This window comes from Thalassolituus maritimus (assembly GCF_900156675.1).
GTDB classification, from domain to species: Bacteria; Pseudomonadota; Gammaproteobacteria; order Pseudomonadales; family Oceanobacteraceae; genus Thalassolituus; species Thalassolituus maritimus.
Window position 1 is genome coordinate 366,474 of the sequence record NZ_FTOH01000003.1, and the last position, 25,518, is coordinate 391,991.

General features: G+C 50.3%; 23 protein-coding genes. 18 read left to right on the forward strand and 5 right to left on the reverse strand.

What is annotated here, in order from left to right; all coding sequences use genetic code 11:
- The first annotated feature begins 3 nt into the window (after positions 1-3).
- The 15 genes from BW941_RS06580 (at position 4) to BW941_RS06650 (ending at position 17,797) form a co-directional block, all read left to right on the forward strand.
- Positions 4-501 (forward strand): hypothetical protein, encoded by a 498-nt coding sequence (locus tag BW941_RS06580; protein WP_084188709.1) that lies wholly within the window; start codon positions 4-6, stop codon positions 499-501.
- Between the two features lie 4 nt (positions 502-505).
- On the forward strand, positions 506-2,473 hold the full coding sequence (locus BW941_RS06585) for a hypothetical protein (RefSeq protein WP_076514812.1): 1,968 nt from the start codon (positions 506-508) through the stop codon (positions 2,471-2,473).
- The gene (locus BW941_RS06590) at positions 2,473-5,280 is read left to right on the forward strand and encodes a tetratricopeptide repeat protein (RefSeq protein WP_076514813.1); all 2,808 of its coding nucleotides are present in this window, start codon (positions 2,473-2,475) and stop codon (positions 5,278-5,280) included. Before BW941_RS06585 ends, BW941_RS06590 begins: the two co-directional genes overlap by 1 nt.
- Positions 5,261-6,103 (forward strand): tetratricopeptide repeat protein, encoded by an 843-nt coding sequence (locus BW941_RS06595; RefSeq protein WP_076514814.1) that lies wholly within the window; start codon positions 5,261-5,263, stop codon positions 6,101-6,103. The genes BW941_RS06590 and BW941_RS06595 overlap by 20 nt, the downstream gene beginning before the upstream one ends.
- Before the next feature lie 8 nt (positions 6,104-6,111).
- On the forward strand, positions 6,112-6,426 hold the full coding sequence (locus tag BW941_RS06600) for a hypothetical protein (protein WP_139325766.1): 315 nt from the start codon (positions 6,112-6,114) through the stop codon (positions 6,424-6,426).
- 102 nt (positions 6,427-6,528) lie between these two features.
- Positions 6,529-7,185: a MotA/TolQ/ExbB proton channel family protein gene (locus BW941_RS06605; protein WP_076514816.1), complete on the forward strand. Its 657-nt coding sequence runs from the start codon at positions 6,529-6,531 to the stop codon at positions 7,183-7,185.
- Positions 7,186-7,199: 14 nt separating this feature from the next.
- Positions 7,200-7,709, forward strand: coding sequence for an ExbD/TolR family protein (locus BW941_RS06610; protein ID WP_076514817.1), 510 nt, complete (start codon positions 7,200-7,202; stop codon positions 7,707-7,709).
- Positions 7,706-8,200, forward strand: a complete 495-nt coding sequence (locus BW941_RS06615; RefSeq protein WP_076514818.1) for an ExbD/TolR family protein — start codon at positions 7,706-7,708, stop codon at positions 8,198-8,200. The genes BW941_RS06610 and BW941_RS06615 overlap by 4 nt, the downstream gene beginning before the upstream one ends.
- Entirely contained in the window at positions 8,200-9,165 is a 966-nt protein-coding gene (locus BW941_RS17820; protein ID WP_175607874.1) for an AgmX/PglI C-terminal domain-containing protein, read from the forward strand. Before BW941_RS06615 ends, BW941_RS17820 begins: the two co-directional genes overlap by 1 nt.
- Positions 9,166-9,298: 133 nt before the next feature.
- Positions 9,299-10,978 carry an AMP-binding protein gene (locus BW941_RS06625; protein ID WP_076514820.1) on the forward strand — a complete coding sequence of 560 codons (1,680 nt, stop codon included), beginning with the start codon at positions 9,299-9,301 and terminating at the stop codon, positions 10,976-10,978.
- A gap of 68 nt (positions 10,979-11,046) precedes the next feature.
- On the forward strand, positions 11,047-14,946 hold the full coding sequence (hrpA, locus tag BW941_RS06630) for an ATP-dependent RNA helicase HrpA (RefSeq protein ID WP_076514821.1): 3,900 nt from the start codon (positions 11,047-11,049) through the stop codon (positions 14,944-14,946).
- Between the two features lie 137 nt (positions 14,947-15,083).
- Positions 15,084-15,419 (forward strand): HvfA family oxazolone/thioamide-modified RiPP metallophore, encoded by a 336-nt coding sequence (locus BW941_RS06635; protein WP_076514822.1) that lies wholly within the window; start codon positions 15,084-15,086, stop codon positions 15,417-15,419.
- An 8-nt stretch (positions 15,420-15,427) separates the two neighbouring features.
- Positions 15,428-16,294, forward strand: a complete 867-nt coding sequence (locus BW941_RS06640; RefSeq protein ID WP_076514823.1) for an HvfB family MNIO-type RiPP peptide maturase — start codon at positions 15,428-15,430, stop codon at positions 16,292-16,294.
- The gene (locus tag BW941_RS06645) at positions 16,287-17,009 is read left to right on the forward strand and encodes an HvfC family RiPP maturation protein (RefSeq protein ID WP_076514824.1); all 723 of its coding nucleotides are present in this window, start codon (positions 16,287-16,289) and stop codon (positions 17,007-17,009) included. The genes BW941_RS06640 and BW941_RS06645 overlap by 8 nt, the downstream gene beginning before the upstream one ends.
- A 68-nt stretch (positions 17,010-17,077) precedes the next feature.
- Entirely contained in the window at positions 17,078-17,797 is a 720-nt protein-coding gene (locus BW941_RS06650) for an MlaA family lipoprotein (RefSeq protein WP_139325768.1), read from the forward strand.
- A 53-nt stretch (positions 17,798-17,850) separates the two neighbouring features.
- On the opposite strand, the gene BW941_RS06655 is transcribed toward BW941_RS06650, so the two are convergent.
- From BW941_RS06655 to BW941_RS06665, 3 genes are all read right to left on the reverse strand, one after another.
- Positions 17,851-19,158, reverse strand: a complete 1,308-nt coding sequence (locus BW941_RS06655) for a 3-deoxy-7-phosphoheptulonate synthase (protein ID WP_076514825.1) — start codon at positions 19,156-19,158, stop codon at positions 17,851-17,853.
- Positions 19,159-19,228: 70 nt separating this feature from the next.
- A complete protein-coding gene (locus tag BW941_RS06660; protein ID WP_076514826.1) occupies positions 19,229-19,408 on the reverse strand; it encodes a helix-turn-helix domain-containing protein in 180 nt (59 codons plus the stop codon).
- A 135-nt stretch (positions 19,409-19,543) separates the two neighbouring features.
- A complete protein-coding gene (locus BW941_RS06665) occupies positions 19,544-20,317 on the reverse strand; it encodes a sulfite exporter TauE/SafE family protein (RefSeq protein ID WP_076514827.1) in 774 nt (257 codons plus the stop codon).
- A 128-nt stretch (positions 20,318-20,445) separates the two neighbouring features.
- Between BW941_RS06665 and cysB the strand changes: the two genes are divergently transcribed.
- Complete coding sequence (cysB, locus tag BW941_RS06670; protein ID WP_076514828.1) at positions 20,446-21,420, forward strand: HTH-type transcriptional regulator CysB; 975 nt, start codon at positions 20,446-20,448, stop codon at positions 21,418-21,420.
- Between the two features lie 34 nt (positions 21,421-21,454).
- Here cysB and BW941_RS06675 read toward each other — a convergent pair whose 3' ends face one another.
- Positions 21,455-22,183, reverse strand: a complete 729-nt coding sequence (locus tag BW941_RS06675) for a phosphoadenylyl-sulfate reductase (protein ID WP_068439645.1) — start codon at positions 22,181-22,183, stop codon at positions 21,455-21,457.
- 168 nt (positions 22,184-22,351) lie between these two features.
- Here BW941_RS06675 and thrH point away from each other — a divergent pair, with 168 nt between their 5' ends.
- Positions 22,352-22,969, forward strand: coding sequence for a bifunctional phosphoserine phosphatase/homoserine phosphotransferase ThrH (gene thrH, locus BW941_RS06680; RefSeq protein WP_068435655.1), 618 nt, complete (start codon positions 22,352-22,354; stop codon positions 22,967-22,969).
- Between the two features lie 7 nt (positions 22,970-22,976).
- Here the strand turns inward: thrH and BW941_RS06685 are convergent, their stop codons facing one another.
- The gene (locus tag BW941_RS06685; RefSeq protein WP_175607875.1) at positions 22,977-24,248 is read right to left on the reverse strand and encodes an anthranilate synthase component I family protein; all 1,272 of its coding nucleotides are present in this window, start codon (positions 24,246-24,248) and stop codon (positions 22,977-22,979) included.
- A gap of 344 nt (positions 24,249-24,592) precedes the next feature.
- Between BW941_RS06685 and BW941_RS06690 the strand changes: the two genes are divergently transcribed.
- Entirely contained in the window at positions 24,593-25,387 is a 795-nt protein-coding gene (locus tag BW941_RS06690; protein ID WP_076514830.1) for a DUF6160 family protein, read from the forward strand.
- The last annotated feature ends 131 nt before the right edge of the window (positions 25,388-25,518 follow it).

Consider the following 25,518-nt stretch of genomic DNA (forward strand, 5'->3'; position numbering starts at 1 on the left):
ACAATGAAATTTCTGTTAGTTCTGAGCATGCTGTTTGCCTCTGCCGTCATGGCGGAGGACGCAGCGGTACGCGAACAGGTGATGACAGCAAAAGAGGCCGTACTTGAGCTTAATCGTGACCTCTACGAGCTGGAGCGGGAGCTTCTGAGCCCAGCCACGACTCGGGCGGCATTTCATGTGACTCTTAATCACGGTGAATATTTTGAACCTCTGTCAGTTGAACTCTCGGTAGATGGCAAGCTTGAACTCCAGCATCTGTATACTGAGCGTCAGGTAAAAGCCTTGCGTATGGGCGCGGTGCAGCCTCTGGGTGATCTCAACCTTGCACCGGGCAAGCATCAAGTGTCTGTGACAATTCGCGGTGTCGACCATCAAGGTCAGGGGCGTGAACTTGCGATCACTGAAATGATCAGCAAAACCGGTAAACCGCTTATTACAGAACTCCTGATCGTCGACCGTGATGACCTGCAGAGCGCACGGTTGCAGCTGAAGTACTGGTAATTTGATGCAGAAACTATTTCTTCTACTTCTGTTGGCACCGCTGGCGCTGTTCAGTGTGAGCGTATACGCAGAGAGCGCAGCAGAAGATGATATCGATATTGACCTCGACGATATCGAAGGTATAGGCGTCAACGAAGACGCTGAAAAACGACTTCTGCGCGGTAATTTTTATTATTCGTACCTCGTCGGAGAGTATTACCAGACGCTTTACTATTTACGCGAATGGAAAGAGCTTATTGGTAGCAACACCACGCCAGAGGCAGAAGCTGAAGTCATGAGGGCTGCGGTCTATCTGTCGCTGGGGCTCGAGGATCAGGCGGAGGATCTCTTTTACGCTGTATTTGAACAGGGCGGAAGCGCATCTGGAGACGCCTGGTATTTCTTGACGCAACGCCTTTTCAGTGCAGGTTTCTACGGCCGCGCAGAGCAGGCTGCACGGAATGCACTGGCAGCATCGCCTGCTCTCAGTCGGCGTTATGACCAGGAGCTTTCTTATCTCTTGGCCAGTAGTATCAGTGAGCAGGATCGGGTCGAAGAAGCCCTGATTGTAGTCAAGGGTATGGAAGACGCGAGCATCTGGACGGGGTATGCGCGCTACAACCTCATTCTGGCGATGGTTCGTCAGAATTTCAGAAGTCGCGATATCGAAGCGACGATTGATGAAGCGATTTTCTACTTGCCAGACAACGAAGAAGGCACGGCTCTGCGTGATCGCATTCTGCTGATTTCTGGTATTGCTGCGATGGAGCGGGATAAGCATGCAATGGCTAACCGCTATTTTTCAGACGTGACCCTGGAATCTGTATTTACTCCGCCCGCCTTATTGCATTACGGATGGAATCTTTTGGCTCAGTGGCGCTACGAAGATGCTATTCAGCCTTGGCGTATCCTGCAGCAGCTCTACGATGAATACCATCCTGCGGTTGTTGAATCCTACCTTGCAGTACCTCACACGCTTGAGTTGGTCGATGCTGTTAACCAGTCTGTGCTGGCGTATAAACGTGTTGAGGAGCGCCTGACTGATATGGTCGGGGAACTGAAACAACTCAACCAGGAAGAGTCACTGGGTAATTGGCTTGATGAGTGGCGCCAGTCGAATGAAACTGAGAATTGGGGCTGGCAGAGACAGGCGCTTGGTGATCTGCCACAAAGCCAGGTAACGCGTTTTGCTCAGGGATTACTGAAAGAAGAAGCGTTTACGCAAGAGTTGGCGCGGCTTCATGACCTTGATCGGATCCGTGCTGATCTCGCAGAAGCGATGCGTGAGTTGACCTTGTGGGAAGATATCCTCGTCCAGCGCCGGGAGAATCTCGAAGCGATGGGTGGTGAGGCCCTGCTGGAACAACTCGAAGAGCGTCAGATGGATGTTCTTCGAAGCATTCTTGCTGTTCAGGACAGACTCCTGGACGAAGATGAAACGGTTTTCTCTTACGCATCCAGAAGTGATGAAGCCCGCATCGAGCGTTTAAGAAGCGTCGTTCCTGCGGTTACTTTGCTCCAGAAAATAGGCACGCCGACCCGTGATCTTGCGCCATATAAAGAACGCTGGCGGCGGATGAGGGGGCTGCAGCTCTGGTCAATATATGAAGCGCAGCCTCAACGTAAGTGGGATACCGAGCGCGACCATATGATATTGCGCTCTGAAACTGACAAATTATTCCGTCAATTAGAGAATACACGTACATCCCTGATTTGGGCTGATAGTTCATGGCGTGGATTTCCTGAACGCGTCGGTCTATTGCAGCAGAGAGTTGCCGCGCTGGATTCAAATGTCGCAGAGATTCAGCGTGATCAGGAAGCACTTCTCACAGAAATGACAAAACAGCACCTCACAGAGCTCGATGAACGCCTGACGCTTTATCTCGCACAGGCGCGCCTGGCGCTGGCTCGCCTCTACGACGATTCACTACAGAATGAATTTGGCTCGCTCGACTATGAGCCTGAAAATGAAAAACAGGAGGCGGTTAAGTAATGTTGTTCCGTTTTCTGGTATTAGTAATGCTCGTAGTAGTCAGCTCTGGCTGTAGTTGGTTGGGTAAAAAAGACGAGCGTAAGTATATCTCAGACATTGGCACGCTTACCGTTCGCACAGCGTCCGATGAACCTCTGGGTGTAGATCATCGTGATGTGATTCGCAGCTATAAATCCTATCTGGAAGTATCCACTGATCCTGAATTGCGCGTTCGTGTGGCGCACCGTATCGCCGGCCTGAAGCTCCAATGGGACGAGACCCGAATGGATCAGCTTGGTGATGATATCGATGCCATGGTAGAAGAAGATCGGGAGATGGCCGAAGCCTCTATTGGCGATTATGAAGCCCTCCTTGAACTCTATCCTGATCGAATAGATAACGACACCATCTATTATCAATTGGCGAAGGCGTATTCGTTGGCTGGTCGACAGAATCAGGCCATCGCTGTGCTGGAAGAATTAACCGAGCGTTACCCCGAGTCTATTTACTATCTCGAAGCTCAGTTCCGGCTAGGGAGAATGCTATACAACGTCAACGACTTCGAAGCGTCGGAAAGTCGCTTTACTCAGGTTGTAGAGTTTGGCTTTAAAGGCAACCCGTACTACCTTGATGCGCAGTATTTCCGCGGCTGGGCATTGTTTAAGCAAAACCGGTTGGAAGATAGCTTGCTCTCCTTTACGGAGATGATTGATGAGCATTTCCCAGACGATGAAACGCTGATGGCTGCGGACGGTGCCGAACTGGAAGTATTGAACGATACGCTGCGTATTATGGCATTAATGTTCGATTATCTCGGCGACTGGAACGAAATTGCTCGCTTCTATGATGAGCACGGTACCAGGTACTTCGAATATCGGATTTACGCCGAACTGTCTAATCAGTATTACGAAAAGAAATACTACAAAAGCTCGGCATCAACCCTGCGGGCATTTGTTGATCGCTTCCCGGATGACGATCGGGCTCCGCTCTATTATCGTCGTTTGATTTCAGGATATGAAAAAGCCGGATACCCGATGCTGCGCAGGAAGCACAAAGAGATCTTTATCGAACGTTTCGGTGTCGGATCCCCTTATTGGGAGACCCATGGTGAAGAAGTGCGCACTCTGATTACCGTTGCTTTGGGTGACTATATCTGGGATCTCGCCACATTTGCGCACGGCTGGGGTCAGCAAACAAAATCAGCGCGTGATAAGCGTGAACGACTGGAGCAGGCCGCCGGCTGGTATCGAGAGTATATCCGCTCATTCCCTAAAGCACCTGATGCGGTAAAAGCACACTTTTTACTGGCTGAAATTTCTTACGAGATTGGAAATTACGACGATGCACGCAACAACTATGAAATTGTTGCTTATCAATATCCATTCTACGAGAACGCTGCTGAAGCGGGTTATGCGGCGTTGCTCGCATACAATAAATATAAGCCAACGCCCGAAGAAGAAGCGCGCTGGCGTCAGCTGACCGTTGCAAGTGCTAAGCGATTTGTTCTCGAATTTCCGCAGGATGAACGACGTGGAACCGTTTTAGTGAATACTGCTGAGATGCTTCTCGCGGATGAATATTATGGCCAGGCGTTGACTACGGCCCGGCTTGCACAGGAAAGCGGTGTTGAACTACCTCCGCGGTATTCTTACGGTGCGTCATTGGTGCAGGGGCATTCAGCCTTTGAGCTAGGGAAGTTTGAAGAGGCTGAAACAGCGCTTCTTGCTGCCTCTGAGTATTCAGAGTTGAATCGTAAGCAGCGCGCTGATCTTCGCCAGAAGTCAGCGGCTGCAATTTATAAACAGGGCGAAGCTGCGCAGGAAGAAAATCCAGAAGAAGCGGTAGCGCAATGGTTGCGACTGGCTGAGGTTGTGCCTGAAAGTGATCTGCGTGAAAACGCAGAATACGATGCCGCGACCTTGCTGATGCAGACAGAAGATTTCGCTCGAGCTGAAGAAGTGCTTCTTGGATTCCGTGAAAATCATCCGAACAGTAAGTTCTCAAATGATATTCGCAGTAAATTAATTATTGCTTATGAGGGGCAGGGTGAGTGGCGCCAGGCAGCCTTTGAATTGAAAACCATCTCGGATTCTGGGACGGACGATGAAGAGAAACGAATCGCCGCTTTCCAGTCGGCGGAGTATTTCGAGAAGGCCGAGGATTACGATAACGCTATCGTAATGTATCGACGCTATGCACATACGTACAAACGTCCTTTTGATCCCGCTATTGAAGCGCACTATAAGCTTGATCAGATATACGCAAAACTAGGTGAAGAAGAAAAACGCCGTTTCTGGTTAGACAAAATTATCAGTCTCCATTCTCGTGCTGGCGATGATAGAACAGATCGATCTCGTTATCTGGCCTCTAAGGCGGCCTTTGAGTTGGGTGAGTTTGATCGGCGCCGCTTCGATGATATAGAAATAACTCTGCCTCTGGCGAAAAGTATTGTGCGTAAGAACAACGCTATGCAAGGGGCGCTTAAACGTTATACCCAGGCCGTTGAGATGGAAGTTCTGGAGTTTACCACGCCTGCGACTTTCCATATTGGTGATATGTATGCCAAGTTCAGTCGCGGTTTGATGGAATCTGAACGCCCGGCTGGCATGGATGAACTCGAAGAAGAAGAATACACATTCCTGCTCGAGGATCAGGCATTTCCTCTGGAAGAAGCTGCGATTGATATTCATCAGACAAACATCAGCAGGACCTATGATGGTCTCTATGATGAATGGGTTAAAAAAAGTTTCCGGTCTATGGCTAGATTGATGCCGGGCCAATACGACAAACAAGAAAAAGCGGTGACCTATGTTGATCAGATTCGCTAGTGCGTTACTGATTCTATTATTGAGTGCCTGTGCGTCGAATAAGCCTGCAATTCAGGATTCGGCCCAGCTTGGCCCTGATGGTCAGCCTGTTGCGGAACCTCTTCCGGAGGGATTTGAAAATGAATACCGTGATGGTTTGTCGCTTATGGAGGACGAACGTTTTGACGAGGCACTAGAACACTGGGCAGATATGTCCGTTGTTTTTGGCCAGTATCCGGGAGTGTGGAGCAACCTGGGACTCGCGCATTATCACCTAGGCAATTATGAAGAGGCCGCCACCGCTTACGAACAGGTTGAAACTATAGATCCGACTTTTTGCCCGGTTCATTCGTTGAGTGGTGTAGCTTATCGTGAGCTGGGGCGTTTTGATGATGCTCAAGCGAGTTATTACGCTGCTATTGATTGTGATCCCGATGACGGGCGCCACTATTACAACCTTGGGATCCTTCTGGATCTGTATCGTAATGACCTTGAGAGCGCGCTTGAATTTTACCGTAAGGCGCGTCGATTGATGCCTGATAACGAGCAGTTAAATATCTGGGTGGTCGATCTCGCACGGAGAGCAGGTGTCGACGAGGCTGATCCAGCAAGTATTGATGAATGGTATAGCTCGTTAAAAACGCCAGCCGACGAAACTACGGATGGCGTAATACAAAGCCAGGTAACCGACATTAGTGCCCAGGAGGGTGTTGTCGATGAAGAAAACTCTCAGGAAGTAGTACCCGCTGATGAGGCGGTTATGCCTGAGCAGGTAGATGAGAACTCTGCGCCCGTTGATTCAACAACTACTGAACAGGGCGCGGCCGAAGGGGAGGCAATATGAGATACCTGATGACTTTGCTTATACCTCTGCTTTTACCTTTGATGCTCATCAGTACAGAAGCATTGTCTGCTGATGATGATGTCGTTCGCCTGCAGGGAATGACGATTCGTGGGAATAGCGAAAATCCCAATGTCCTCTATATTAATGCCTGGCAGCCGCCTCCGGGAACGGGGCGACTGTATGAGCCTGTTACCAGCTTCAATCGTCACTGGTTCCGACCATTGACCCGTGACAGCCTGAAGCGAGAGATACGTTATGGGAAGCGTTATAACGAAAAAGAGGATCACGTCACAAGGCTAAACGAAGTCCTGGAAATAGAATGAACTGCGGTTTTTTCTGCAGAGAAATAATGGTTAAATCAGCCCGTATGTAGCTTAATGAGCTGCCTATCAGAACAACAATAGTATCAGAACCGGAGATATCCAATGGATTCCATCATTCGCTTCCTTCAGGAAGGTGGTGTATTTATGTACCCGATTGCAATCATCATGGTAATCGGTCTCGCTGTCGCAATTGAACGTTTGCTCGTCCTGGCGAAGGAAAAGTCGGGTAACCGCCGTGCCTTCGATGAAATGTACCCCATGCTGCAGAAGCGTGATCTGCGTTCAGCGCTCAACTACGCTAACAGCTCTGATACTCATATCGCTAATATTTTTGCGTCCGGCATCCAGCGTATCCCGACTGCCCAACGTCGTGAAGAGGTTGAGTACGCGCTGGAAGAAGGCCTGATGGAAGCGATCCCTCAGCTGGAAAAACGCACGCCTTATATTGCGACCCTGGCTAATATCGCAACCCTTATGGGTCTGCTGGGTACTATTATGGGTCTTATCGCGGCATTCACCGCAGTCGCCAGTGCGCCGGCTGCTGAGAAAGCCGAACTTCTTTCGCAAAGTATTTCTGTCGCGATGAACACAACCGCATTTGGTCTGATTGCAGCCATCCCTCTGATTCTGCTGCATAGCTACCTGCAGACCAAAACATCTGAAATCGTCGACAGCATCGAGATGGCAGGCGTTAAGTTCCTAAATACCATCACGGATAAAAAGGCAGGACAAAACGGCACTCCTTCAAATAACGGTTAATCAGGAGTCGTTCGATGAGACGCCATAAGAAAATCAGAGAAGAGGCGGAACTCAACGTAACATCCTTCATGAACCTGATGATCGTGCTGGTGCCAGTGCTGTTGATGAACATGGTTTTCTCGCAGCTGGCCGTACTGGATCTCAGGTTACCTTCTGGCGATGAGCCAGGCGCCGTTAACCCGGAGGATGTCACGCTTGAAGTGACGATCAGGAAGACAGGATTCACTCTCTCCCGGACTTATCAGGAAGAGACAGTTGAACTGGCTTCTATTCCTGCTCAGTCTGGAGAACTTGACTACGAAGGCCTTTCAGAAGCCCTTCAGAAAGCCAAGAAAAATCCTGAATTTGCAGAAAAAAGAGACATTACTCTGCTTGCAGAGCCCAATACGGATTACCAGACGTTGGTAACCGTTATGGATACCGTGCGCATTTACCCTGCGGTGGTTGCTGCGTCCCTGGTAGATGCTGTGCTGTTCCCGGATATTTCTCTGGGTGAAGCAGAAGCGCAGGAGGTGGCACCATGAAAATGTCACGTCGCGCTAAGCGCATGCAGCGCAATCACAAACGTAATGCCAACAAAAATGGTCTGAACCTGACAGCCCTGATGGATATTTTCACCATTCTGGTGTTCTTCCTCATGGTGAATCAGTCAGAGGTGGAAGTGCAGAATACGGACAGCGTTGAGCTCCCCGTATCTGTATCGGAGAACAAGCCTGAAGAGCAACTGACGGTTCTGGTGACAGATACCGATCTTCTTGTTCAGGGGCGTTCTGTGGCACAACTGTCTGCGGTTAAGCAGGGTGATGAGGAGGTTATTCCTTCATTGCTCTCCGAGCTTGAATATCAGGCCAGTCGTACACCAATTGCCGAGGGTGAAGATAGTCGTCCAGTGACGATTGTGGGTGACAAGGCAACGGAATACTCAGTCCTGAAAAGAATCATGAGTACTTGTGCCGAGTCTGGCTTTGCCAATATCTCGCTGGCGGTCAATCAGAAGCAGCCGGGAGGTGCGTGATGAGCAGTATTTATCGCACCCCTGAGTTGCCTTGGACAGACGGAGAGGACGGTCGCCGCCTCTGGACGATCCTGGGCGTACTGCTGGCGCTGATGTTATTGGTTGGTGTTGTGGTTCCTTTTATCGACCTGCCTGAAAAGGACAGATCCGAGCTGGAAGAGCTGCCGCCGCAGCTGGCAAAGGTTATTGAGCGTAAAAAGCAGGAGCTTCCGAAACCGAAGCCTGAGCCGAAGCCGCAACCAAAACCTGAGCCTAAGCCGGAACCTGAACCCGAGCCAGAGCCCAAGCCTGAACCTAAGCCAGAACCGAAACCTCAGCCAAAGCCGGAGCCTAAACCCGAGCCTAAGCCCAAGGTTGAAGCAACTGAGCAGCAGCGCCAGGCCGCCAAGCAGAAAGCACGCGATGCAGTAGGTACCGAGGCACTTCAGGCTTTGAGCGACTTGCGTTCGGCGATTCCTACTACTGCGCTAAGCACTTCAAGTTCATCGCTCAGTACTAAGGGTACTCAGGCGACTAACGTCGGCTCAGTAGTGGATCGCACAGCGGCGAGCCGGGGCTCTGGAGGTGTGGATGTAGCATCGCTGACCAATGTCACGTCAGGAGAGAACCTTGGTGATCGCGCGACAACGACGGTTGAGGTGGCTGCAGAGGCGGTTGCCGCAGCAGAAGAGTCGAAGAAGCGTAGCCAGGAAGAGCTCAGACTTGTGTTCGAAGCATACAACGTACACTACGACAGGTTGTATCGTCGGGCTTTACGTAAGAATCCGACGCTTGAGGGCTCTGTGACTCTTGCACTGACGATTCAGCCGGATGGCTCAGTGACCTCCTGTAAAGCTGCGAAGAGCGAAATTAAAGATGCTCGATTGATCCGCAGTGTTGAACTCAAGTGCCAGCAAATGGCGTTTGAAAGTCGACCAAACGTCGAGGTTACTAAGGTGGAATATCCAATCCGCTTTAACCCTTGATACCCAGAAGCCCGGCAGATGCCGGGCTTTTTTTATCCGTATCGGATACTGGCCCACTTGACGCAATGTCGCTAAACTCGAGAGCGATGACGTCGGTTTGCGCCGCAGATAATTTCAGTGATTGGAGGTAGAGATGAACGAACAGTTTTTCCAGGAGCGTTACCCCGAGGGGTATCCAAAGACAGTCAACGTTAATGAGTTTTCGTGCATTACCGAAATCTTTGATGGTTTCGTTAAAAAGTACGCTGAACTTCCAGCGTTTACATGTCTCGGGCAGACCATGACGTATGCCCAGCTGGATGAAAAAAGTGCTGCGTTCGCCTCTTTTCTTCAGAACGAAACGTCCCTTCAGGCAGGTGATCGTATTGCGGTTCAGCTGCCGAATGTACTGCAATACCCGGTCGTCGTATTTGGCGCGATGCGAGCTGGGATCATCGTTGTAAATACCAATCCTCTGTACACCGAGCGCGAGATGGAGCACCAGTTTAACGACTCAGGTGCTAAAGCTCTGGTTGTGCTGGCTAACTTCGGTGACAAGGTGGAGCGTGTCGTTCCTAAAACAGGCATTAAGCATGTCATTGTAACAAACGTAGGTGACATGCATTGTCCGCTGAAAAGAACCCTGATCAATACAGTGCTTAAGTACGTGAAGAAGGAGGTGCCTGCAGCAAATATTCCTGGCGCGATTCCACTGCGCAAAGCACTCAGCAAAGGTAAGGGCAAGCCTTACACCAGCGCCCCCGCAACTTCTGATGATATCGCAGTACTGCAATATACGGGGGGCACTACAGGCGTCGCAAAAGGCGCAATGCTTACCCATGGCAACCTGATGGCCAACATGGCGCAAGCATACGGTGTATTCAAACAGGTTATGAATGAGGGGGAAGAGACGGTTATCTGTCCTCTGCCTCTGTATCATATTTATGCGTTCACCATGCATTGCATGGTGCTTCTGCAGACTGGTAATCACAGTATCCTGATCCCGAACCCCCGTGATATTCCTGGCTTTATTAAGACCCTGCAGAAAACAGACTTCACTGGATTTGTGGGGCTTAACACTCTTTTTGTGGCGCTCTGCGCTCAGGAAGATTTCCGTGCTCTGGACTTCAGCAAGCTCAAGCTGACTGTGTCAGGTGGTATGGCGCTGACCAAAGCTGCCTTTGATGAGTGGAAAGCGGTGACAGGGTGTGAAGTAGCCGAAGGTTACGGCATGACCGAAACCTCACCTGTTGTATCCTTTAACCCGACCACGCGCATCAAGCAGGGCACCATTGGAATGCCTGTTGCGAATACAGCCTGCATGGTGATCGACGAAGAAGGTAATGAGTTGCCCCTCGGAGAAGCTGGTGAACTGTGCGTGAAAGGACCTCAGGTCATGAAGGGCTACTGGCAGCGTCCTGAAGCGACTGAAGAAACAATGACCAAAGACGGGTGGTTGAAGACGGGTGACATGGCCGTTATCAACGACGATGGCTACCTAAAAATCGTCGACCGTAAGAAAGATATGATCATCGTCTCTGGCTTTAATGTCTATCCGAACGAAGTGGAGGACGTCATTGTTTCCCATAAAGACATTGTTGAAGCAGCTGCTATTGGTATACCAGACCCTAAAAGCTCTGAGGCCGTGAAAGTGTTTGTTGTCCGAAGCAACCCATCGCTCACGGATAAAGATGTTATTGCCTTCTGTCGAGAGAATCTCACCGCGTACAAAGTGCCTAAGATCGTTGAGTTCCGTGACGAACTGCCGAAGACGAATGTTGGTAAGATCCTGCGTCGTGAGCTTCGTGACGAGGAGCTGGCCAAGCACAAATAAGGCTTTGCGACGTGTTACACTGAGCGCCCCGGTTTCCGGGGCGTTTTTGTTTCTGACTGGCGGGATACATGTCTAACGAAGTAACCAAGATGTTCTCTGAACTCGAAAAATCCCTGACGCATTGTCTTATCCGCGATCGGCACCCGGTCCGTAACGCACTTCGTCGCATTGAAAAAGAACCCCTTGATAAACAGCAAAAGCAGTTGGCTAAGCTGGTCTCCAGAATAGAAAAAAGTCAGCAAGCGGTTGCAGCCCGAAGTACTAATCCTGCACTTAATTACCCTGAAAACCTGCCTGTTTGTGAGAAGAGGTCAGAAATTCTGTCTCTGATTTCTGAAAATCAGGTGGTTGTCATTGCCGGTGAAACAGGTTCGGGTAAGACGACTCAGTTACCGAAAATGTGTATTGAAGCGGGGTTGGGTGTGTATGGACGGATTGGCCACACACAGCCGCGACGCCTTGCTGCGCGCTCAGTATCACAGCGAATAGCTGAGGAATTAAACAGCCCACTAGGTGAGACGGTGGGCTATCAGGTGAGGTTTACAGACCAGTCGAGCGATGACACCCGTATTAAGGTCATGACGGACGGTATTCTACTGGCTCAGACGCAGCACGACCGTTTCCTGAATGAGTACGACTGCATCATTATCGATGAAGCACACGAGCGTAGCCTGAATATTGATTTTCTGATGGGTTACCTCAAGCAGTTACTGCCCAAGCGTCCTGACCTTAAGGTGATTATTACTTCTGCAACCATTGACGTTGAACGCTTCTCTCAGCACTTTGATGATGCACCGGTTATTCAGGTGTCGGGCCGGACGCATCCTGTTGATGTTCTTTATCGTCCGCTGGTTCGTAATGATGACGACGAGGAAGATCGCTCTTTATTTGAAGGGATAGCTGAGGCGCTCGAAGAATTGCGCTCAATCGACAAGGCTAAGGGTAGTCCGGGTGACACCCTGGTGTTTCTGCCCGGAGAGCGGGAAATCAGGGAATGTGCTGAATTCCTCAGACGTCAGCAATTGCCCGCGACTGATATTCTACCGCTGTATGCGCGGTTGAGTTCTGCTGATCAACAGAAAATATTTCGCCCTCATGGCGGGCGTCGCGTCGTGCTCAGTACCAATGTGGCTGAAACTTCGCTGACGGTTCCCGGTATTCGCTATGTTATCGACTCCGGTGTGGCGAGAATCAGTCGTTACAGCTACCGCACAAAAGTGCAGCGTCTGCCGGTTGAAGCGATTTCTCAGGCTAGTGCAAATCAAAGGGCAGGGCGTTGCGGCCGTATAGAGCCCGGAACCTGCATCCGACTTTATGAAGAGCAGGATTTTTTGTCGCGCTCAGAATTTACCGATCCGGAAATTCGTCGAACTAATCTTGCAGCCGTGATACTGCAGATGTTGAATCTTCGCTTGGGTGACATCCGGAAATTCCCATTTGTTGATGCACCTGACGATCGTTTTGTAAAAGACGGATATACACTGTTGTCCGAACTCGGTGCCGTCGATAACGCAAAAAAAATTACCAGCACGGGCAGGACCATGGCCCGGTTACCGGTCGATCCACGTATCGGGCGCATGTTGATTGCCGCAGGACAGAGAAATTGTGCGACTGAAATGATGGTTGTTGCCGCAGCCCTGACCGTTGCTGATCCAAGAGAAAGACCGCAGGAAAAACAACAGGCGGCTGCTGAAAAACACAGGCAATGGGCTGATGATGATTCCGACTTTGCAACGCTGATTAATCTCTGGAATGGCTTCGAAACACAGCGCCAGGAACTGAGTCAGAGCCAACTACGTAAGTGGTGTAAGAAAAATTATCTGTCTTATATGCGGATGCGCGAATGGCGGGATATTCATCGTCAGCTGCATCTGATGCTGCGTGATATGGATGTATCGACAAATTCCGAGCCTGCTTCTTATGAGGCGTTGCACAAAGCCATTCTCTCAGGGATGTTGAGTCATATCGGTTTCAGGGCAGAGCAGAAGGAATACATAGGTGCTCGTAACCGACGTTTCGTGATGGCGCCGGGGAGTGCCGGTTATAAGAAACCACCTAAGTGGTTGGTAGCAGCAGAATTAGTCGAGACCAGCAAGCTGTTTGCGCGCATGGTTGCCAGGGTGGAGCCCGAGTGGATTGAAGAATGTGGTCGGGAGTTACTTAAATATCAGTACTTCGAACCACATTGGCAACAGCAGCGAGGCCAGGTTGTGGCGACTGAGCAGTCTTCGCTGTACGGCCTGGTTGTAAACCCGAAAAAACGTGTCGATTATTCGAAAACTCACCCTGAAGAAAGTCGTCAGATTCTTATTACGGAAGCGCTGGTCGCGCAGCAGCTTAAATCTGATGTTGAATTTTATCGCAAAAACATTGAACTGATTGCAGAGGTCACTGAGTACGAAGAAAAGTCGCGCCGGCGTGATCTTGTCATTGATGATCATGCGCTGATCGATTTTTACGAAAGATATTTTCCTGAAGGTGTTTTTTCCCGCAGAGCACTGGAAAGTTGGTTTAAACGTGCGTCAGACGCCGATAAAAGGCAATTGTATCTTACTCGTGAATTTCTTCTGTCGGATGCCGCTCGCGGAATATCCAGTGAAGATTACCCCGCCGAGCTGGAAATTAATGGTATTAATTTTCCGTTGTCATACACCTTTGCGCCCGGAAGCCCCGACGATGGGGTGACCTTAACCGTTCCTGCTCAGATGCTGCCTCAGGTTAATGAAAGGCTGACAGAATGGCTGGTTCCGGGGTTTATTCACCAAAAAGTTGTAGCCATTATTAAAGCGTTGCCAAAGCCAGTGCGGAAGCAGTTTGTGCCTGTGCCAGATACGGCAACCCGCTTTCTGAATCAGGCTGCAGCTTCCAAAGGTGGACTCTATATCCAGCTGGCGGAATTTCTGAATCAGACATTAAGGCCCGAGCGCGTAACGCCAGAAGAGCTGATGAATGATGCGATCGAGTCTCACTTGAAAATGAATTTCAGGGTTCTCAACGGCGATGATGTTATTGCCGAAAGCAGAGACCTGGCGGCACTAATTGAGATTGTTGGTGTAAGTGGTGAAACGTCTGAATACGTTCTTCTTGATGACCGGTTTGCCGGGCATACGGTGAATGACTGGGATTTTGGCGCATTGCCGGAGTCAACAGAGGCCGAAGTGGCCGGCTTGCCAGTGAGATCTTACCCATGCCTTAAGAGTGACGGCGATCAGGTAGTGCTGACAACCGAGAATAGTGAATCGCAGGCTGAGCTTTCGCACCGTGAAGGGGTATTAGCCTTGATTCGCCAGCGCCTTGCAGGAATGGATCGCGATCTGCGCCAAGCTATTCAGACCCAAATGAAGTCTCACTGGCTTCTTGCTAAAGGGATGGGCTCTGAGAGTGAGATTACACGCGAGCTTGTTGATGCGGTGTATACCCATGTCATGCTGCCTCTTGATGAGGCTCTGCCGCGGACGCCTGAGGAATTTGATGTAAGAATTCAGCGGCGAAGCCGACTACATCAACATCTGGGGGAGTTGCTTACCCAGTTTGTTGAGTGGTTGAAGATTCGACACGGTGTGCTGAAGAGTCTCAGGGGCGCCGTTACAATGGATAAAGCCATGGCATTCAGTGATACCAAAGCCCATCTGGAGCGCCTGTTGGCTCCGGGGTTTCTTGTCGAAGTTCCATGGTCAAGGTTGAAGTGTTTCACCCGCTATCTACGGGCTATGGAGTACCGGATTGATAAGTTGCAAGGGAACCTTGCCCGCGATCGTCAGTCCATGGTTGAGTTTGAGTCAGTCTATGTACCATGGAAAGAAGCGGTAGATCGCGGCAGCGCTAATAGAGAAGCACTTGAGGAGTTCCGGTGGCTGCTCGAGGAATGGCGTGTGTCCTTGTTTGCGCAACCGCTGGGTACACAAGAGCCAGTATCGCTCAAGCGGCTTAATAAGCGTTGGCAGGAAATCGTCCAGGCGGGGCTGTGATCGTTTTACCGTGTGATTGGCTCAAAAAATGCGGTGTGGCAGAGAAAACGTCTGACATACTGAATCCAACCTGTGCTTTGGAACGTACAGGGAATAGATGGGCACGTTTTGCCCCTAACACTGAAAAGGAAACTGCTATGAAAAACTCGACTAAAGATACTAACAAGCTCATGTCTGCTGTTCTGGGGACGGCGTTCGTAACTGCTGTGTCAGCAGTTGGTGTAAACGCAGCTGAGAACCCGTTTGCTTCTGCAGAACTGAATCAGGGTTACAAAGTGGCAGCCCACCATGAAGGTAAATGTGGCGAAGGTAAGTGCGGTGCTAAGGCCGACGAAGAAGGTAAGTGCGGCGAAGGCAAGTGCGGTGCTAAGTCTGAAAAAGAAGGCAAATGCGGCGAAGGTAAGTGCGGTGCTAAGTCTGAAAAAGAAGGCAAATGCGGCGAAGGTAAGTGCGGCGGTAAAAAAGAGAGCTGAGCGCTGATATGAATCGCCACCAGATCACGGGCGCAGGATTAGGGCTGCGCCGAGGGTTTATCTCTGAATTGCAGTCCCGTATAGAAAACGGCGTTGAAATTCCCGTCGATTTTTTTGAAGTCGCGCCCGAGAACTGGTTGCGGGTTGGCGGTCGTCTGGGCCGCCAGTTCCGCTATTTTACTGAGCGCTATCCGTTCGCTTGCCATGGGTTGTCGTTGTCTATTGGTAGTCCTGCTCCATTAGATGAAGCGTTCGTCCGTGATGTGAAAGGCTTTCTGGAAGAGCATAAGGTGGCGGTCTATAGCGAGCACCTGAGTTACTGCTCAGACGATGGCCATCTGTACGACCTTATGCCGCTTCCGTTTACCGAAGAAGCTGTCAAGTATGTCAGTGAGCGAATCATGAGAGTACAGGACATTCTTGGTGAGCGCCTCGTGATAGAAAATGTTTCGGCGTATGTTGAGCCTGGGCGCGAAATGGCAGAACCAGAATTCGTCAGGGCGGTGCTTGAAGCTGCCGACTGCGAGTTGCTCCTTGATGTGAATAACGTCTACGTTAATTCAACAAATCACGGGTACGACGCTGAAGAGTACATTCGCAGTATGCCGAGTGAAAAAATCCGGTATTACCATGTCGCAGGCCACTATCAGGATACATCCGACGCCAGTGATGATGATCCTTCCTCGAATTTGTTGGTAGACACCCACGGTGCAGATGTTATTGAGCCTGTCTGGGCACTACTATCAGCGGCTTATGATGCGCACGGGATGAGGCCAACGCTTCTGGAGCGGGATTTTAACTTTCCTGATCTCGACGATATGTTTGCAGAGGTCTCACAGATTAAGGCCCTTCAGGAGGCACTGGTGCATGTCTGATCTGGCGAAGATGCAGCGTGCGTTCGCGAAAGATATTCGCACTGATGGTGATGAAAGCTTCGGTGAACAGCCGGGCCTCAAAATTTATCGGGAGCTCTTTTTTAACAGTGTCTGTGGCTTTCTCGATGGTACTTTTCCTGTCTGTAAAGAGGCTGTCGGCGATGAGCGATGGAAGGAATATTCGCGGGCATTTTTTCGTGATCACCAGTCAAACTCTCCGCTTTTTCTCGAAATAAGTGAGGAATTTCTGGCATGGTTGGTGACACAGCAAAGTATTCTTGGTGAGTTTCCATATCTGGCAGAGCTAGCTCACTATGAGTGGCTGGAGCTGGCCGTTGATGTGATGGATGTTGAAGGGTTCAGGGGGGAGCCTGATGGTCTCTTTGACCCAGACTCGCCAATTTTAATTAATCCTGCGTCGATTGCTGCGTGTTATCAGTACCCGGTTCATCAGGTGTCAGGGTTCGAACCTGAGGTCTCGGAGCAGATGTCGGGGTTTGTCGTTTATCGTGACCAGGCTGATAAAGTACGGTTTATCAGCTGCACCCCTTTGTCACTTATGATTCTCGAGACTGCACGCGCTGAACCGGCGCTAACTGCCCAGCAGGCCGTTGAGTCCGTTATGTCTCAGGCCGGCCTGGACGGAGAGGGTGCTCTTCAGGGGGCGCTGCAGGTTCTGGGTGACTGGCACCGGCAAGGTGTTATCCGTACGTGAAACAGTAAAAGCTGACGTTTTGGCTGGTTTCTGACATTATGAGCGCAACAAAAACAGGACGTCATCTTATGTATTTTCATTCCCTTGTTGCGCTGATTGGAACGGTTGCCATTGGCCTCGCGGCGTTGCCTGCTCAGGCTGAAGAGGAGTACGATCCTTTTGAAAAAACCAATCGCAAAATTTTCGCCTTCAATGATTACCTGGATCGAAACTTCTTTGTGCCTGTAGCAAGGGGGTACAACGCGGTGACCCCTGTGGTGGTAGATACCGGCATTACGAATATGTATCAGAACGCCCTTGACCCTCTGACCAGTGCCAATGATGTCGCGCAGCTTAAATTCTCTAGGGCAGCTACGGCCGTGGGTCGATTTCTGGTGAACAGTACGGTTGGATTTTTCGGCTTTTTCGATGTGGCGACGCACATCGGTCTGCCAAAGCATCGTGAAGACTTCGGGCAGACTCTCGGTTACTGGGGGGTCGGCAATGGGCCTTATCTGGTATTGCCGTTCTTTGGGCCACGTACCTTGCGTCATTCTGTAGGGCATGTCGGCGACTATTACACAGGCCTGTCGTATACCTATTTTGGCGACAATCTTGGTGAAGATGCTGCGATGTTGGGCTTAAAAGCGCTCGACCTTCGTTCGGATCTGATTGAATCTGAGCAGTTTATTACCGGCGACCGTTATCTCTTTATCCGTAGTGCGTATCTTCAGAGCCGCGAGTATCTGGTTAATGACGGTCAGGTGCAGGATGAGTTTGAAGATGAGTTTGGCATCTTCGATGAATGACTATGGATTACGACAGATAATAAAAAAGGCCTCGTGAGAGGCCTTTTTTGTTTTTAGCCAGCCGTGCGCCCAGGGAGAACATCTTTCAGCTTCTCGCGCATTTTGCGGATTGCATCTTCAGTTTCTTCCCAGCTGATGCAGCCGTCTGTTACCGACAGGCCGTACTCCAGATCATCCAGGTTGGCTGGAATATTCTGACGCCCGTGCTTGATGTTTGATTCAACCATAAGACCGATAATGGACTTGTTGCCTTCAAGGATTTGGTTGCTGACATTGTCCATGACCAATGGCTGCAGTGCCGGATTCTTGCTGCTGTTTTCATGGCTGCAGTCGATCATGATGTTCTGCGCAAGATCTGCTTTAGACAGTGCGTCTTCTGCAATCTGTACGTTCACTGAATCATAGTTCGGTTTACCGCCGCCGCCGCGCAGAACAACGTGAGCGTATGGGTTGCCCTTGGTGGAAACGATAGAAACCTGGCCGCTCTGGTTAATACCAAGGAAACGGTGCGGGTTGGCTACCGACATCAGTGCGTTCGTCGCGACCGTAAGGCTGCCATCGGTCCCGTTCTTGAAGCCGACGGCTGATGAGAGGCCAGAAGCCATCTCTCGGTGTGTCTGGGATTCTGTAGTGCGTGCGCCAATAGCTGACCATGCGATCAGATCCTGAAGGTACTGTGGTGAGATCGGGTCCAGCGCTTCAGTGGATAGTGGCAAGCCGAGCTCTGCAAGATCGATCAGAAGCCGGCGTGCGGTATGTAGGCCATCCTGAATCTTAAAGGTATCGTTCATGTACGGGTCGTTAATCAGCCCTTTCCAGCCAACGGTGGTGCGAGGTTTTTCGAAGTAAACGCGCATGACAAGGTAGAGGGTGTCGCTGACTTCTTCCGCCAGATCCCGTAAACGCTGAGCGTAGTCTTTAGCTGCATCCACGTCGTGGATAGAACAGGGGCCGACCACAACAAAAATGCGGTGATCTTTACGATCCAGAATGTCGCGAATGGCCTGGCGGCCTTTGCAGACGCTTTCGACGGCTTGCTCAGAGATAGGCATCTCTTCTTTGAGCTGAGTTGGAGTTACCAGAGTCGCGATGGACTCAATATTGAGATCTTCGATGCGATTGTCAGTCATTTCCTGTTGGCCTTCAGACGGTTGGGCTGGTGTTGTCTCAGGTTGGGAGGGGGCTGAGCCTGCGGTCAGTTGCCCTTTGGTCAGGGCAGCAATTTGCTTCTGACGACCTGCTGGCGGCTCATCTCCCCATTGGGAGACCGCCGCAGCGGTCAGCTTCCAGCCGTCTTCAGAACAGGCTTCTGCAATGGCTTTTTTGGTTCCAAACCAGGCGACAACGTCAGTTGTTTTCATAATTAGATATTAAGTTAGCTTATTCGTGCTTAAGCTTAATAGCCTGGTTGGGGTTAAGTAAAGTTAATTTTTAGCGAAGACGGCTTTGAATGTCCTTGAATCGCTCTACTTTATTTTTTTCAAAAAGCATTGGTTCGCTGCCACCCGATGAATCGAGGAGTCCCTCGCGAGCATAGCGCTTAACTGTCACGGTTTTGATTTCGAGGTACTTTGCGACTTCTTCGATGGTCATAAGTTGTTGGTCAGACATGCTCGCACTCCTTTATGTATATGCACTGGAGTAAGAGTTTAGTCAGGATTTGATGGGCCGTTGGCGGGCGGTGGTTCGTTGCGCCTGACTCAGCTGACAGAGCAGGCGCTTTGTTTGGCTAGGTCGTACGTATTGTTACTGGAACATGTACCGTGCACCCATGAAAAGCAGGATGCTTGCAAGTGCAGGGCGCAGTATCGCGTCGGGAACCTTGCGGCTGATCATGCTTCCGAAGTGGATGGCTGGAATGGAGCCCAGAAGTAGTGCGCCTAGTAGTTGGAAGTCGACATTGCCAAGGCCGAGGTGGATAAGGCCGGCAGCGAGTGTCAGTGGAACTGCATGAGCGATATCGGTGCCGACGATGTGAGTGCCCCGGAGTGCAGGGTAGAGAATCATCAGGATGGCTGTACCAATAGCGCCAGCGCCGACAGACGAGAGTGTAACGAATATGCCGAGCAGGATACCCATGACGATAGTTGCGGCTGGTCTGAATCGACTCAGGTTGCGGGCGTTGCGGGCCGCCGCAAAGGCTTGAATGCGTGTTCTCATGAAAATAACGACGGCGGTCATGACCAGCATGATGCCGAGGGCGTTTTTCAGCAGGTGGCCGTAGTCTTCAGCGTCATTGAAGAACATGTGAAGAAGGGCGCCGGTAATCAGTGCGGCGGGTATTGAGCCTACGGCAAGAAGTTTGACCAGCCCCCAGTTGACGTGCTTTTGTCTGTGATGGCTATACGCTCCGCCGGCCTTCGTTAATGCCGCGTAGAGCAGATCGGTTCCGACAGCGGTATGCGCCGGGAAGCCAAAGCTGAGCAGTAGTGGCGTCATTAAGGCGCCGCCACCAATGCCCGTCATGCCTACGATAAAGCCGACGGCAGCGCCGGCACCGATATATAGCAGAAAATCCATCTGAGTCGTCTAATCTGGGTGCATATAGTACAGAATGCGACAATGTAGAGGTTGTCATCTATTCTGGAAAGGAATATTTGTTTATATTTTTATAACTTGAATCGCGTTTTCCGTAAGGGGTGGGATATATGAAGTTGCAGCAACTCAGATATATATGGGAGGTCGCGCACCATGACCTGAATGTGTCTGCCACTGCGCAAGCGCTGTACACCTCTCAGCCGGGAATCAGTAAGCAGATTCGACTGTTAGAGGATGAACTTGGTGTAGAGATCTTTGCGCGCAGCGGTAAGCACCTGACGCGCATTACGCCGGCGGGTGAGGCTATTCTGAAGATCGCCGGAGATATTCTGCGTAAAACTGAGAGTATTAAGCAGGTCGCTCAGGAGTTCAGTGATGAAAAGCGCGGCAGTCTGTCTGTGGCAACAACGCATACTCAGGCCCGGTATGCACTCCCGGGGGTGATTGAGTCGTTCATGAGGCGCTATCCGGATGTGTCTCTTCATATGCATCAGGGCACACCGATGCAGATAGCCGAAATGGCTGCGGATGGCACGACCGATTTTGCTATTGCTACTGAGGCGATGGAGCACTTTGGTGACCTGATTATGATGCCGTGCTATCGGTGGAATCGCAGCATTCTGGTCCCCAAAGGGCATCCGCTTGCGGCCACTCCACGACCGACACTGGAGCAAGTGGCTGCGTATCCGTTGGTTACTTATGTGTTTGGCTTTACTGGCCGATCTAAGCTTGATGAAGCATTTCAGGGGCAGGGGCTGACGCCCAAGGTGGCCTTTACAGCGGCCGATTCTGACGTCATCAAAACCTATGTAAGGCTGGGAGTGGGGATTGGGATTGTCGCGAGTATGGCGATCGATCCATCTACTGACTCCGATCTTGTAGCAATTGATGCGTCTCACTTGTTTGCGTCAAGTGTTACCAGTATCGGTTTTCGGAAGGGTACGTTTCTGCGTGGCTATATGTTTGATTTTATTGCTACCTTTGCGCCTCATCTCACTCGAGATCTGGTTGAGGCTGCTGCTCAGAGCCCAGGAAGGCAGGATGTTTCGGATTTATTTGATGGGATCGAGCTCCCTGTGCACTGATCGCAGCAGGGAGGCTTGATAGAAAGCGCTTGTTTCAGCCCTTTGAAATGATGTTGCCTGCGTGGAGTCCGCACTCTTTATGGGTTGCTTCTTCCCACCACCAGCGACCTTCACGTTCGTGTTGGTTTGGCAGTGTGGCTCTGGTGCAGGGTTCGCAGCCGATGCTTACGAAGCCTTTCTGGTGAAGTTCGTTGTAGGGAACGTCGAACATTTTGATGTATTCCCAGACCTGAGCTGAAGTCCAGTGAGCGAGTGGGTTGTATTTGGTGAGCGTTTCGCCCCGGCCTTTGAAGGCACTATCCAGTTCTATAATCGATACGTCTGATCGTGTGCCTGGGCTCTGGTCGCGACGTTGGCCGGTTATCCATGCGTCCAGTTCAGTCAGCTTGTTGCGGAGTGGGGCGATTTTACGAACGCCGCAGCACTCCTGGTGACCATCTTCATAAAAACTGAACAGGCCTTTCTCTTTAACGAATGCCTGCAGTGCAGCTTGCTCTGGAGTGCGGACATCAATGTTGATGCCGTAGTGTTTACGTACCTTCTCTATAAATTGGTACGTCTCTGGGTGTAGTCGCCCAGTGTCCAGTGTGAAAATGTCTACCTCTGGGTTAATTTTTACTGCCATGTCGACCAGGATGACATCTTCCGCGCCGCTGAATGAAACGGCGATGGCGTCGTGGTTTTCAATGGCGTGACGAATGATGTCCTTTGGGCGTTTGTCTTCAAACTGAGTGTTCAGTTCTGCAATCTGGTCGTCTCTCATCGGTGTATCCGGTCGTTGTATTTTCGGTAAATATTATCATGGGGGTTCTTAGGTCAAATAATACTAAAAAAGAATACTGTTATTCATCTGCTTGCTAATTCGTTGTGTTTGCCCGGATGAGTGGTAGAGTAGCGACCTTTATTACCTGAATGAATTGATGGGGACTCCATGGAAATCGCATGTCTTGACCTTGAAGGTGTACTGGTACCTGAGATCTGGATTGAATTTGCAAACAAAACAGGCATTGAAGAGTTGAAAGCAACGACTCGTGATATTCCTGATTACGACGTTCTGATGAAGCAGCGTCTGGCGCTGCTCGATCAGCACGGTTTTAAACTGCAGGATATTCAGGAGGTGATCGCAACTCTTAAGCCGCTTGATGGAGCGCGTGAGTTTGTTGATTGGCTGCGTGAGCGTTTTCAGGTCATCATTCTGTCTGACACTTTCTATGAGTTCTCTCAGCCGCTGATGCGTCAGTTGGGCTTTCCGACTTTGTTCTGTCATCGCCTTGTGGCGGATGAGGAGGGCCGCGTGGTTGATTACAAACTCCGTCAGGCTGATCCTAAGCGCCAGTCTATCCGTGCCCTGCAGACAATCTATTATCGTACGATTGCCGCAGGCGACTCTTATAACGACACCACTATGCTGGCAGAGGCCGATGCGGGTATTCTCTTTCACGCTCCGCAGAACGTAATCGAGGAATTTCCACAATTTCCGGCCGTTCATACCTATGAAGACCTGAAAAAGGAATTCATTAAGGCGAGCAATCGCGAATTGACCCTCTGATCAGGCGCTAAAGCGGGGTGTCGAGTATCTTCGTCACCTTGTTCAGAATCTCCTGATATTCGTCGTCGGCATCGCTGTCGATGACGAGTCCTCCTCCACCCCAGCATGTTGCTCCATCTTTCCTGGCTTCGATCGTGCGTATCAGTATGTTGAAGTCGCACTGTCCGCTGTCGTCGATGTAGCCCATAGAACCACAGTAGGCTCCGCGTTCTGCGGGTTCCAGCTCATTGATGATTTCCATGGCGCGTTTCTTCGGTGCCCCTGTTATCGATCCCCCCGGGAAGGTCGCTTTGATCGCTTCTGTGGCGGGGGTGTTCGCTCTCAGTGTGGCTGTGATGGTGGAAACAAGATGGTGCACATTGGAGTGCGACTCGAGCGTGAATAGCTCCGGGACCGATACGCTTCCGGGTTCTGCGTGGATGCTCAGGTCGTTTCGCAGCAAATCTACGATCATCAGGTTCTCGGCCTGATTTTTTGGACTCTCTCTTAGTGAAGAGGCGAGGCGATTGTCTTCTGTAGGGTCTGAGTGCCTGGGAGCGGTGCCCTTGATTGGGCGTGTCTCAAGTAGCAATTCATGAGTGTTGGTGTTGTCGTTGGGTGAGGGGGTGACCTTCAGGAGTCTCTCTGGAGATACGCTGATTATCGTGCGGTCGCTGTCTTTGAATATGCAGCCGTGAGGTGCATCAAAAGATTCCAGTAGCTCGGAGGGGTCGCCGTCTCTCAGGTCGTCTTTGCAGTAGAAAGGCGTGGCAAGGTTGATCTGGTAGCAGTCACCGCTCAATAGGTAATCACGGACTTTTGCAAAGTTCTCCACATACTTCGATTTTGTCTCGCAAGGCGCCCATTTTCTTTGTTTGCGGGCAGGTACAGCTGCTGTTGAGTGGAAGTTCAAGGCCTTTAGGTAGTTTGACGCTGTATTGGCTGAGATTGGCTCGTAGGCCTGGATGACGCAGTAATCACTGTCAGGATCGATCAGAAGTGAAGAGTTGTAGCGTCGGAATATGATTTCGCCCTGGCTGTTCGGATAGTTCAGTAAGCCGATCCAGCCTGCGACAAAGCCGCTGGTGCTGCAGTCTTTATTTGCTTCTGCTTGTGGAAACCCACTGATGGTATCTGCAATATCGATTGCGAGGACATACTTCGCTTTAAAGTGATCTGCTTCTGTCAAATTTAAGTAATGGCGTTGCCTGTGTGGAATGGTTAACAAACTGAAGCTGTCCAGTTGCGACAGGTTTTTCAGTATGTTAATGCCGGGTAGCTCTATTTTGTGGGTGAACATTACAGGCCATTTAGTTGGGTTTGTGGGTGTGTAACTAGTTGAAAAGTAGAGATTTTTCTCGAGATCTTTACCTGTATTATACATCCAGGACTACTTCGTAACCATTCTCCGTAACTTTGTGTGAAAAAAAAGGGTGGACATCTGCAAATCAACATAATAGATTGGTCGCAAGTCTCGTGTAGCGGGGCTTAATTCGAAAGCTTGCTGGTAGTTTTAAAGACAGTAAGCAAATTGAAAATCGACCATTCAAGCGGGTGACACCACAAGGTGAAACAAGTAGGATGGTTAACGGGTAAACTGAAAGACCCGCTGTACTACATAAAAATAATCAGGAGTGTGCACAAATGAAATTCCTCAAGAAAGCTTCTCTGGCTGCATCTATCGCCGCTGTATCTTTCGCTGCTAACGCTGAGCTGGTAGCAATGGACGAAATGGCAATGGCTGCTGCTACTGGTCAGGCTGGTATCGATCTCGACGTTACCCTGACTGGCGCAAACGCAATCTCTATCGGTGAAATTGAGTACACTGATACCAACGAAGACGGTCAGACTTCTGACGGCGGTCGTCTTGCTATTACTGGTATCAACATTGGTACTCCAAGTGGTTCTATCACTCTGAACCATACAATCGATATCGATGCTGATGGTAACCTGAACATTGCCCAGTCTTCTTACACTGAAGATCTGCAGATTTCTGTTGCCTCTATCGATACTCGTGCCGCTGGTACTGGTACTGATTCTGCTGCTAACCTGCTGTCTAACCTGTCTCTGGTTATGGATGTTGCTCCTTCAACCACAGTTATTGGTTCTAATGCTGCTGGTGATACCACCATCGCTATGGACGGTGCGTTCAAGATCAAATCTGGTTCTGTTGAGCTGCTGAATGGTGCTATCGGTGTAACCTCTCTGAGCTTCACTGGTTCAGATACTGTAACTGTTGATGGTGTTGATTACACTGATCTGGTTACTACTGATATCGATATGACTGCTAACGCTTCTGGCCTTGCTGTTACTATCAACTCTCTTCAGGGTGACCTGAACTTGGGTGGTGTAACAATGGGTGGTTCTACCGTTGGTGATATCGCTGTTAAAAACCTGGCTCTGGCTGGTGCAAGCATTCTGATCTCTGGTCACGACTAAGATTAGAATTGCTTGATGAAAAGCCCGCTTCGGCGGGCTTTTTTGTGTCCGCTGGAAGTGAAAAAGATCTAAAAAACCTGATTTATCAGTGAATTATACTTGGTCGGGCTAAATTGTTTCTGTAACATAGG